General features: G+C 42.6%; 8 protein-coding genes. 4 read left to right on the plus strand and 4 right to left on the minus strand.

Annotation, left to right across the window (positions count from 1 at the left end; translation table 11 throughout):
* Positions 1–135: 135 nt before the first annotated feature.
* Positions 136–621 (minus strand): peptidylprolyl isomerase, encoded by a 486-nt coding sequence (locus Q6344_01845; GenBank protein WLG14124.1) that lies wholly within the window; start codon positions 619–621, stop codon positions 136–138.
* Between the two features lie 333 nt (positions 622–954).
* Here Q6344_01845 and Q6344_01850 point away from each other — a divergent pair, with 333 nt between their 5' ends.
* The gene (locus Q6344_01850) at positions 955–2,925 is read left to right on the plus strand and encodes a M61 family peptidase (GenBank protein WLG14125.1); all 1,971 of its coding nucleotides are present in this window, start codon (positions 955–957) and stop codon (positions 2,923–2,925) included.
* A gap of 179 nt (positions 2,926–3,104) precedes the next feature.
* On the opposite strand, the gene Q6344_01855 is transcribed toward Q6344_01850, so the two are convergent.
* Complete coding sequence (locus Q6344_01855; protein ID WLG14126.1) at positions 3,105–3,920, minus strand: DUF305 domain-containing protein; 816 nt, start codon at positions 3,918–3,920, stop codon at positions 3,105–3,107.
* A gap of 264 nt (positions 3,921–4,184) precedes the next feature.
* Entirely contained in the window at positions 4,185–4,811 is a 627-nt protein-coding gene (locus Q6344_01860; GenBank protein ID WLG14127.1) for a pseudouridine synthase, read from the minus strand.
* A gap of 461 nt (positions 4,812–5,272) precedes the next feature.
* Between Q6344_01860 and icd the strand changes: the two genes are divergently transcribed.
* Complete coding sequence (gene icd / locus Q6344_01865; GenBank protein ID WLG14128.1) at positions 5,273–6,532, plus strand: NADP-dependent isocitrate dehydrogenase; 1,260 nt, start codon at positions 5,273–5,275, stop codon at positions 6,530–6,532.
* Between the two features lie 431 nt (positions 6,533–6,963).
* Here the strand turns inward: icd and Q6344_01870 are convergent, their stop codons facing one another.
* On the minus strand, positions 6,964–9,183 hold the full coding sequence (locus Q6344_01870; GenBank protein ID WLG14129.1) for an NADP-dependent isocitrate dehydrogenase: 2,220 nt from the start codon (positions 9,181–9,183) through the stop codon (positions 6,964–6,966).
* A 734-nt stretch (positions 9,184–9,917) separates the two neighbouring features.
* Between Q6344_01870 and Q6344_01875 the strand changes: the two genes are divergently transcribed.
* Complete coding sequence (locus tag Q6344_01875) at positions 9,918–11,276, plus strand: GNAT family N-acetyltransferase (GenBank protein ID WLG14130.1); 1,359 nt, start codon at positions 9,918–9,920, stop codon at positions 11,274–11,276.
* 65 nt (positions 11,277–11,341) lie between these two features.
* Entirely contained in the window at positions 11,342–11,845 is a 504-nt protein-coding gene (locus Q6344_01880) for a chorismate lyase (protein WLG14131.1), read from the plus strand.
* The last annotated feature ends 26 nt before the right edge of the window (positions 11,846–11,871 follow it).

The following is an 11,871-nucleotide window of genomic DNA, read 5'->3' on the forward strand; positions in this document are numbered from 1 at the left end:
CATATTTTAAAAAGGTGATTGTGATAAATAATAGCCATAAAAAAAGGTCAGTAGACAAAGCCACTGACCTTTTTTGACCAAATGGTAGTCTTAATAAAGACTACCATTTAACATTTCACTATACTCTAGAAGAGATTAGTGCTCAACGCCACCAGCGCCATGGACATGACCATGGTTTAATTCGTCTTCGGTTGCTGCACGTACTTCTTGGATTTCAACATCAAACGTCAAACGCTTACCAGCCAATGGATGGTTTGCATCAACGGTCACTTCTTTGTCATTTACTTCAGTAACGGTAACTAGCATTACTTGTCCGCCAGCTTCTGACTGAAACTGCATACCCGGCTGGATATCTTCAACGCCTTGGAAGTTATCACGTGGTACATGTTGTACCGCTTGCTCTTGATATTCGCCGTAGCCATCAGCAGGTTCAACAACAGCATTGACTTGTTCGCCAGCAGATTTACCTTCTAGCTGTTGCTCAAGGCCTGGAATGATGTTGCTGTGGCCATGCAAATACGCAAGTGGTTGACCTTCTGGTGATTGGTCAAGAATGTTGCCTTCGTCGTCTTTTAGTGTGTAATTGAATTTGACGGCAGTGTCTTTTGCAATAATAGTCATAAGTTATCCTAAATATATCTATGTAAAAAATTAAATACGGTTGCAATAAACCTAAAAAATCCAATCAGCAAGCCAAATAGCCACGTCATTAGTCAATTATCATCAGTTTATTAAAGTAACTTTAGCAGTTAGCATCTTTAATTGAGATGGCTCATATAACTTTCAAGGTAAAAACAATAAAAAATGCTATTTTATACTGATAAATGTCGTTTTTTATGAAAATAAACACAGTTTTTTGTGGTTTGAAGACCGTAAATGGATATTCGGGGTTTGCCAGTTGCGTTTTTGGACAATGGCTTTTACCATAATGATATAAATAAGGATAAAAAGACAATGACTTCATTTGCCAATGATTCACGCAATCAGCTATCAGATGCTAATACAATCAATAATCACCATAAAGCAAAAACTGATATCAATTATCGACTCAATTTCGAGCGTTTTTCTGAGCACTTGGTTGATGTGTCACTCAATTTTACGGCAGTAAATGATGCATCTCAACTTTGGATGCCAGCGTGGATACCAGGCAGTTATCTGATGCGTGAGTTTGCGCGCAACATTACCGCGGTGCATTATCAGGTGTTAGACAGCCAAATCATGGATGACGATACTCACGAGACTTATCGCGCGCACAAAATAGATAAAAACACGTGGCAATTACCAAAAGCTAAGGCAGGGCAAGCCATCAATGTCCACTATGAAGTGTACTGCTATGATTTATCGGTACGTACTGCCTATGTCGATCAGCAACGTTTGTATGGGAATTTCACCTCACTGGCATTGGCTGTAGAAGGGCAGGAGCATCGAGCTGTACAAGTCAGTTTAGCAGTGCCAGCAGCATTTTTAGCAGGTAAAGACGAGAGTCGGCTACTATTGGCATGTGGGTTAGAGTCTACTCATCTACGTCTTGATGGGCAGCATAGCTATGGACTACAAGCAGGCAGTTATCACGACCTTATTGATTACCCGTTTGAGATTGCAGAGCAAGATAAGTTTGACTTTATTATTCAAGACAGTACGCATCAGACGCTACATCATCGTTTTTATCTCTCAGGTAAGCACAGTGCCAATATGGGCAGGCTACAGCAGGATGTCACTCAGATCTGTCAGTGCTATTTAGATTGGTTGGGTGATGCGCCATTTAATGATTATACGTTTATGACCTTTGCCAGTGGTCAGGATTATGGTGGGCTTGAGCATATCAATTCGACCAGTCTCATTACGCCGCGCCGAGACTTACCAACTCTTGATGAGCCAAAAATACCAAGCGCCGATTATCAGCGATTTTTGGGCTTATGCAGCCATGAGTATTTTCATTCGTGGTGGGTCAAAACGGTACGCCCAGATGTTATGTTGGATGTCGATTTGCGCCACGAGGCATTTACACCACTGCTATGGGTATTTGAGGGCTTTACTTCGTATATCGATGACTTTATGTTGCAAGCGTCGGGCGTGATTGATAAGCCAAGCTATCTCAAGCTACTGGCTGAGCAAATTAATCGTTACTATCAAACCGCGGGTCGCGCGTATCAAAGCGTTGCAGAGTCAAGCTTTGATGCGTGGATTAAGCTATACCGTAACGATGAAAATACAGGCAATGCTGGTATCAGTTATTACAACAAAGGTGCACTGGTGGCGTTATGCTTGGATTTAACACTGCTCCAAAAGAGCAATGGTCGCTATCGTCTGTTTGATGTGGTCAAGGCTTTTTATACTCAAGCAAAGCAAAACGACAATAAACGCATTGGCATCAATAGTGCTGATATGGGTTCAGTCATTGGGCAGTTCATGCCCATAGAGGATTGGGAAGACTTTGAGTATCGTTATGTCAATGGTGTTGAAGAGTTGCCAATTGAAGCGCTGCTGGCGGCAAAAGGCATTAGCATGCATAGCAATACCAAAGAGACGGCTGACAAGCATGTGCCTTGGGGCATGCGCTGTACTGAAACACCTGCTGGACTCAAAGTTAATCGCGTGACACGTGCTAGTGTCGCTGCTAGTGCAGGTATTTCAGCGAACGATGTCATTGTGGCGCTTGACGGTATCAAAGCTGACAGTAAACAATTGGCGTTGCTAAGTAATGTGGAGCGTGATATTGAGTGTCATCTGTTTCGCCGTGATGAGTTGATGCGTGTTAATGTGCTGCCTAAAGCGGCTGATGAAGCCATTGACAAAGCATCTCCGCATAAAGTGAGCTTGCACTTAACAAAAGCAAATCAATCGGCAGGAGTCAGTGATAACTCTTCTCCAGGCGATGCAGGCTGGCAAGTATGGCTTAACGCTATAGAGCGTTATCAAAGTTAAATACATTGCTAAATGTATTAATGTGAATGTACTTTTTCTCACTATTCTGTTCAATAATTGGTTAAAAATAAAAGCCCCTGCTAAATAATATTATTTGGCAGGGGCTTTGTGTAATGACTGGCAGTCTTTTAAGGTTTGTTAAAAATTAACAGCTAGGTCAGCGTTTAATAATTCAGCACCTAAGAAGCAGCTTGCTCAGATTGCTGATGATTATCCGCTTCACTTGTGCCCTGTGTCTCTTCAACCTTGTTATCGGTATTAGCATCTGCAATCCATTGTTGCATATGCTCAATCTCAGTCTGCTGACCATCGATGATATCTTGTGCCAATTGACGCATCTCTTCGTCAGTGCCATATTTCAGCTGAATGTTTGCCATCTCTACCGCGCCAATGTGATGCGGTAGCATACCACGTGCAAATGCCATGTCAGGCACAGGATCGGCGATACCCAATACCATCTCGCCATTTAAGACATCCATGCTTCTGGCATACGCTTGCTGCATCGCTTCAGTATTGGGTTTAGGTTTGGCTGTATCAGGGTGGCTAGCAAGCCATTTATTCAAAATATCGATTTCAACTTGCTGAGCGGCGATAATCTCTTGTGCCAATTGACGCATCTCTTCGTCAGTACCATATTTCAGCTGAATTTTTGCCATTTCTACGGCACCGCGGTGGTGGCCAAGCATCGCTTTAGCAAAGGCTGTATCAGGATCGTTATAACCCATACCGATCATCATCTCATCATGCATTCTAGTCATCGACCTTGTATAGTCTCTGAGTATGTCAGTCATTTGACTCTCGTCCGCGCTGTTTTCGCCACCTACTAGGTCGTTATCAGCGTCAACGTCATTTAGAGCATCAACGATATCACTCACAGGTGGGGTCGCTGTATTAGGATCTGTGTCATCGTTGTCTTTTGTCGGCTGACAGGCGCTCAGTATAAGCGCTGTAGAAACGCTAGTGGCCAACAAGATCCAACGACGAGAAACAAACATAACATATCCCTATAATAAAAAACCAAATGATAAGTGGATGAGACTTATGATACCTAAATAATAGTGTTCTGAAGCTTAGCAAATAAACCTTGCTCGTTCGAGACGCGATGTTTAGCAAGTCGTAATTGGTTTTAATGGATATCAAAGCCAATGATTAAGACGTATTCTTATCTAAAAAACTGATAGAAATGTGGATATGTCTTAATAAGTAGATGCCAGTCACGAGCAATCAGCAATGAGATACCAGTAGATTGGTAGTAATAATTAATCGAGAATGCCTAATTGCTGACAGCGTTCGCTAGTGAGATGAATTCGCACAAACTCACCAACGGCTAAATCACCCAATTCAAACCCTGCCACTGACCAGCGTATCAAACGCAGGCAAGGCAGTCCAACCTGTGCTGTCATACGTCTGACTTGGCGATTTTTACCTTCATAAATTGTCAGCATGAGCCACGAAGTCGGTACATTCTTACGCTCACGAATAGGCGGCTCACGTTGCCATAAATCAATGGGTAAGTTTGCCTCTTCTACCATGAGAGCCGTCGCCGGTAGTGTCTTGCCATCTTTTAAATGTACGCCAGAGGCAAGCTCATTCAACTGCGCTGGCGTTGCTGTGCCTTCAACTTGCACCAAGTAAGTTTTGCCCTGCTTATGACGGTTTTTTGCAAAATTAGTAGCAGAAGGTGGCTGGGTAATGGCTTTATTGACTCGACCATCACTCGTTAAAATCAGCAAACCCTCTGAGGTGGCATCAAGCCTACCAGCAATCCGTAAAGATTTATCGGTAAAATACTGTGATAGGGTGGTGTGATCATTGTTGCTGTCATCACGAAACTGACTTTGCACCCCATAAGGTTTGTTGAATAAAATCAGACTAGAGGTCGACATGGTTTGGGATTTCCTAAATTTGAATTATTATTTTGTGCGTATTGTGAGGTTAGAGCGTGTCCTCAATTCACCATTTTTAAAACGAGGATACACCCTAATAAAACGTTATTTTTTTAAATCAACGCTATAAGCTGCAAATTTGTTGATTTTATATAAAGTATCTTTGTTATTTTGCGCGTTATTATAACAGTCTGTGTGGATGCTATTTTACTAAAGGGATTTTTACAGTATCGTTAAGTCAATAAATCGTTAAGTCAATAAATGATTATTCAGTGCATCACTATTTTACTTATTCATTTTTTAAATCATTTATCAGCATATCGCAACTTACTTATTGCTCAAAGTTTTTAGTTTGGCCAATCCGCGTTTAAAGCGGTATAAATAATCATAATAGAGTGGCTAGCATAACAGAGTGCTAAGGATGCTTGCGATATCTAACATACAACCAAGGAGTTTTATCCATGTCTTATGAGAAGGTTATCGTCCCAAGAGACGGCGAAAAAATTACCGTAAATGCTGATCTGTCGCTAAATGTACCCAATCATCCTATTATCCCGTTCGTTGAAGGCGATGGCATCGGGATCGATATCACGCCTGTCATGATAAAAGTGGTCAATGCGGCAGTGGAGAAAGCTTATCATGGCAAACAGTCCATCATTTGGATGGAGGCTTATCTCGGCGAAAAAGCCGCTAAAATATATGATGGTGACTATCTGCCAAGCGAGACGCTAGAGATTTTAAAAGACTATGTTATCAGTATCAAAGGCCCATTGACCACGCCAGTTGGCGGTGGCTTTCGCTCATTGAATGTAGCGGTACGTCAAGAGCTTGACCTCTATGTATGTCAGCGCCCAGTTCGTTGGTTTGAAGGTGTACCAAGTCCTGTTCAGCATCCTGAGCTGACAGATATGGTCATTTTCCGTGAAAATTCAGAAGATATCTATGCAGGTATCGAATGGAAAGCAGGCAGTGAAGACGCTAAGAAAATCATCAAATTTTTAAAAGAAGAGATGGGCGTCACGAAGATCCGCTTCGATGATGATTGCGGTATCGGCATCAAGCCAGTATCGAAAGAAGGCTCGCAGCGTCTGGTGCGTAAAGCCATTCAACATGCTATCGATAATGATTTGCCCAGTGTGACTTTAGTGCACAAAGGCAATATTATGAAGTATACCGAAGGCGCATTTAAGGAATGGGGCTATGAGCTGGCCGCAGAACGCTTTGATGCAGAATTATTAGATGGTGGTCCTTGGATGACAATGAAAAATCCAAAAACAGGCAATGATATTATTATCAAGGATGTTATTGCTGATGCCTTTTTGCAGCAAATCTTGATGCGTCCTGCGGATTATTCAGTCGTTGCGACGCTAAACTTAAACGGTGATTATATCTCAGATGCCCTAGCAGCCGAGGTGGGCGGTATTGGTATCGCACCGGGCGCTAACAAAGGCGGCGCAATTGCAGTTTATGAGGCAACTCATGGCACAGCACCTAAATATGCGGGTCAGAATAAAGTAAATCCTGGCTCATTAATTTTATCAGCTGAGATGATGTTACGAGACATGGGCTGGACAGAAGCCGCTGATCTCATTATCAGTGGTATCCAAGGTGCTATTGCTAATAAAACGGTCACTTATGACTTTGAGCGCCTCATGCCAGATGCTATCTTGCTCAGTACTTCTGAGTTTGGTAAAGCGGTTATCAAGCACATGGATGTTTAAAAAGTATATAGAGCTGAGTCAGCAGTTATCAGAATTTTATAGTATCAATAAAAATATCAATATTCACAAAAGTATCGCTGAACATATAAATATTATAAAGCCATCTACAGTTATGTAGGTGGTTTTTTTATTGACATTTTTTTGCTGTTTATAAGTGATATAGTCAAGGAATTTTAGAATCGCTACAAGGCGACCGACCGCAGATAGTACACTGAGTACATCTAGGGTGGGTAACACCGTAGCGGTTTAAAAGTGCTCTGACTATATTTTAAAAGTAACGTTTTAAACGTACTATCTTATGTTCAAGCATAAAAAACACCGCTTAAGTCTGAGACCTAAGCGGTGTTTTTATTTTACCTAACTGGGTTCAAAAGTCTTTATAAGTAAAGAAAATTAAGCCCAATTGTTTGCTGTATTAGCACATGACTCAATTACAATGAGGCGATTGCTGCATTGAATAGCGTGCTTGGACGCATCGCTTGTTCAGCCAATGCTTCGTCTGCCAAGTAGTAACCTTTCAAGTCTACAGGCTTGCCTTGAGCTTCATTTAGCTCCTTGACGATAGCAGCTTCGTTGCTCTCAAGTTTTTCTGCCAGCGGTGCAAATTTTGCTTTTAGATCAGCATCTTTATCTTGTGCCGCAAGCTCTTGTGCCCAGTACATCGCCAGATAGAAATGACTACCACGGTTATCGATTTCACCTGTTTTACGTGAAGGACCTTTGTTGTTTAACAACAGTTTTTCTGTCGCCGTATCTAGCGTATCCGCCAAGATTTGCGCTTTAGCATTGTTATCGTGACTGGCCAAATGCTCCAAAGACACGGTCAAAGCTAAGAACTCACCCAATGAATCCCAACGTAAATGGTTCTCTTCTAGTAGCTGTTGAACGTGCTTAGGTGCAGAACCACCAGCGCCCGTTTCAAACAAACCGCCGCCTTTCATTAATGGTACGACTGACAGCATTTTTGCACTGGTTCCTAATTCTAAAATTGGGAACAAGTCAGTCAAGTAATCACGTAAAATATTACCAGTCGCAGAGATAGTATCCAGACCACGGGCAACGCGCTCTAGCGTATAACGCATCGCACGAACCTGTGACATGATTTCAATATGCAGGCCTGTAGTATCATGATCTTTTAAGTAAGTTTGAACTTTTTTGATCAGCTCGTTCTCATGTGGGCGATAAGGGTCTAGCCAAAAAATAACTGGTGTATCTGATTCACGGGCACGGCGTACCGCAAGTTTTACCCAATCTTGGATAGGCTCATCTTTAACCTGACACATGCGCCAAATATCACCGTTTTCAACCTGCTGCTCAAGCAATACCTCATCAGTATCTTCATCGACAATACGAGCCAATCCTGAACCACTCGCCTCAAAAGTCTTGTCATGCGAGCCATACTCTTCGGCTTTTTGTGCCATCAAACCAACGTTAGGGACCGTACCCATCGTCGTTGGGTCAAAATTGCCATGCCATTTACAGAAGTTAATCATTTCTTGATAGATGCGAGCAAAGGTAGATTCAGGCATGACCGCTTTACAGTCATACATTTTGCCATCAGCGCCCCACATTTTACCGCCTGAACGAATCATCGCAGGCATAGATGCATCAACAATTACATCACTTGGTGAATGGAAGTTGGTGATACCTTTTGATGAATCAACCATCGCTAGGCGTGGACGATGCACTTGGCAAGCATGTAAATCGCGTTCGATTTCTTCACGCTTACTGGCAGGTAGCTCAGCGATTTTTTCATATAAACTTGCCATGCCGTTGTTGACGTTGATACCTAGCTCGTCAAAGAAAGCGCCATGTTTATTAAAGGCATCTTTATAATAAGTTTTGACCGCATGACCAAACACGATAGGATGCGATACTTTCATCATCGTGGCTTTTACGTGCAGTGAAAACAAGATACCAGCTTCGCGGCAATCTTCCATTTCACGCTCATAAAACTCAAGTAATGATTTTTTGCTCATAAACATCAAGTCGATGACTTCTTTATCCAGCAAGGCAATGCCTGTTTTGAAGACATGAATAGTGCCATCTTCAGCCACGCGCTCCATACGTACGCTACGTGCTTTATCCAAAGTGATAGATTGCTCACCAGCATAAAAATCGCCACTGTGCATGTGCGACACGTGGGTCTGTGACCATTGCTTCCATTCACCCATAGAGTGTGGATGCTTGCGTGCATAGTTTTTAACCGCTTTTGGTGCACGGCGATCTGAGTTGCCTTCACGCAATACTGGGTTGACAGAACTGCCCAAGCTTTTGCCATAACGCTTACGGATCTCTTCTTCTTCTTCTGTCTTAGGATCATCTGGAAAATCAGGGATAGCGTAGCCTTTGCTTTGCAATTCTTTGATACAAGCTTTTAGCTGTCCAACAGAAGCACTGATATTAGGCAGTTTAATGATATTGGTATCTGGATCTTGAGTCAGACGACCCAGCTCAGCCAGATTATCAGGAACGCGCTGCTCTTCCGTTAAGTACTCTGGAAACTCAGCCAACACACGGGCAGCAACAGAGATATCGCTGGTTTCAACTTCGATGCCTGCTGTTTGAGTAAAAGCTTTTACAATTGGCAAAAATGATAAGGTTGCTAGCGCTGGTGCTTCGTCAGTTTTTGTATAAATAATTTTAGACATTAGTTGGGCATTCCTTTTAGTTGTAATTAATAATAAGGCTCAAATATAAGTTAATAATTCCATACAGCTCTGATGTAATAATGGATCATGCAACGATACTAAATAATGTGTCGCGAGCTTTTTGTACACAGTTTCTTGGAAACTATCGAGTCTGCTTAGAATTTTTCTTCGTTAAGCGGCAGTTTGACTGTCTTGTCTGAACGACCTGCTCATATGAATGACTTAAAAATAGAGTGCGGACGCTACATCATAGTTAACTGATTATAAATCTGATACGATGTCAATATCGCATAATGAACTAAGTGTAGTGTTTTCGGTTGTTTCTAATATGTCTTAATTACATTAAGCTGTTAAGAGCCTTATTCTACCAGTCATCGATAAAAATTTCATCCTTTCTATACAAACACTGCCTGCTAATATTCGTCATAAAACGATGAATAATACAATCATTATTCAAAAAACTGCCAGTCATATCATAGATATGAGTCGTGACTAAGTGATTCTTACTCTCATTGCAGCAATGAGCTGACAAACCAAATCATCTATGTTTTTAGAGATGACTTTACTGGGATAGCTTTTATTATCGAGAGCGCATTGTTATCTATTTTATTCGTAATATCTGAAAATTATGAGAGCATAATTGTGACAGAGTTTGAGTAGAATTTTGCTAGGCCAGTCATATACGAAACAAGGTATAAAAAACTACGCCCATATAAAAATAAATAGTGAGTATTATGAGTTTACAATATGCATTACTCAATGACACCAGCTGGCAGAGTCAAGCAGACTGGCAAACCCCCGATACCCCTTTTATGTCATTTGCTTTTTGGCAAGCGTTAGCTGACACTGGTGCGATTGGTGAGCAGGCAGGCTGGTTGCCGCTATTTGTGTTAGTACATCGTGTCGCAGATAGTCAAAGCGACAGCTCGATAGACCACGCTGATCATAGCGAAAACCATAGTGAAAACCATTCTGCGATTAATGAAGCTGCGCATCCTGTGGCGGTGTTGCCAGTATTCCTCAAAGGTCATCATCGCGGCGAGTTTGTGTTTGACCATTCATGGGCAGAAGCCTATGCGCGTTATGGTGTGGATTATTATCCAAGGCTGGTTACCAGCGTGCCCTATACACCGATTACGGGTCAGCGGCTTTGGTTGGCAAAAGGTGAGACGTTAACCACCGATATCATAAAGACAGCTATCGCAGGCGTCGATGATATTGCTCAGCAAGTAGGCGCCTCAAGCTGGCATGGATTATTTATTACGCCTGAGCTGGCTACAATTGCCACGGCATCTATGCCTACTGATATTGATGTAGCGCATTTGCTAGCCGCTCAAGATAATAGTTTAGAGTTAACCGCAATTGACATGCCTATACTGGAACGTCAAGGCTGTCAGTTCTTATGGCAAAATAAAGACTTGCTACAAGACTGCCAACCGTTTGCTGATTTTGAAGCATTCTTAGCAACGCTAAAAGCCAAAAAACGCAAAACCATTCGTGCTGAGCGTCGTAAAGTTGCGGAGCAAGGCATCATCTGCCAACGTAAATGCGGCGATGATATTACCGAGGACGACTGGAAAGTCTTTTATCATTGTTATGTAATGACCTATGCAATACGTGGACAACAGCCTTATTTGACGATAGATTTTTTTATGGCACTGGCAGCGACTATGTCTGAGCACTTAATGCTCGCACAAGCGTTAGATGCCTCTGGAGAAATTATCGCCAGTAGCTTGTTTTTATATGATAAACCCAATAGTACCAATGCCACTCTTTATGGTCGCTATTGGGGAGCACTGGGTGAGTACGACAGCTTACACTTTGAGCTATGTTATTATCAAGGTATTGAGTTTGCCATCGAGCAAGAGCTTAAGTATTTTGATCCGGGTACGCAAGGGGAGCATAAGCTGGTTCGTGGTTTTATTCCAACGACGACACACTCTATCCACCGTATTTATGATCCACGTTTTGTGCCAGCTATCGCCAATTTTTGCGCCCAAGACCGTGCGCATATGGCGCAGTATCGTCAGCAAGCGTTTGAGGCATTGCCCTTTAATGCGGATAATATGCCAGCCTTTGATACCAATCAATAGGCTTTGCTTAATACGCCTAACGCTCGCTTTCTTTTTTATTATTATGTCACTATTAGCCGTTAACTATGTCCAGTACTCAATTTTTTTGTCCTACCCATTTGTCTCCTCCTAGTGAGCTACTCTCGTGGCTCAATGTCGCAGGCTCTCTCACGGCGGTGTTGGAAGTGAAAGCAGGGCAGCCCTTACGCGTGGAGCGTAGCTTTGAGGGCTACCGATTGCTGTCATTGGCACAAAAAAAACAATTGAATGTCACAGGTGCCATGCTGAATCGTCCCATGCTAGCATGGGTGCGAGAGGCGCAACTGTATGGCAATGACGAGCATCCGTGGGTGGCCGCGCAAAGTATCTTTCCGTTACCCAGTCTCAAAGGTAACGCCCGCCGTCTACAGCAGCTCAAAGGCACACCCATCGGTTATGTGTTATTTAAACGCAGTCGGACCTTGCCCAATCAGCGTTTTATCCAGCAGAAAAGTGAGGGTTGGCAACGGCAAACACGTTATGATTGGTATGGTCGCCAGCTGCTGATCAGCGAAACTTTCTTGCCAGCATTTGTCGCTACTGACAGTTAAATATCCGTTAAGTAGCCAGCCAATAG

It is taken from the genome of Psychrobacter cibarius (assembly GCA_030686115.1).
In the GTDB taxonomy this organism is placed as follows: domain Bacteria; phylum Pseudomonadota; class Gammaproteobacteria; order Pseudomonadales; family Moraxellaceae; genus Psychrobacter; species Psychrobacter cibarius_C.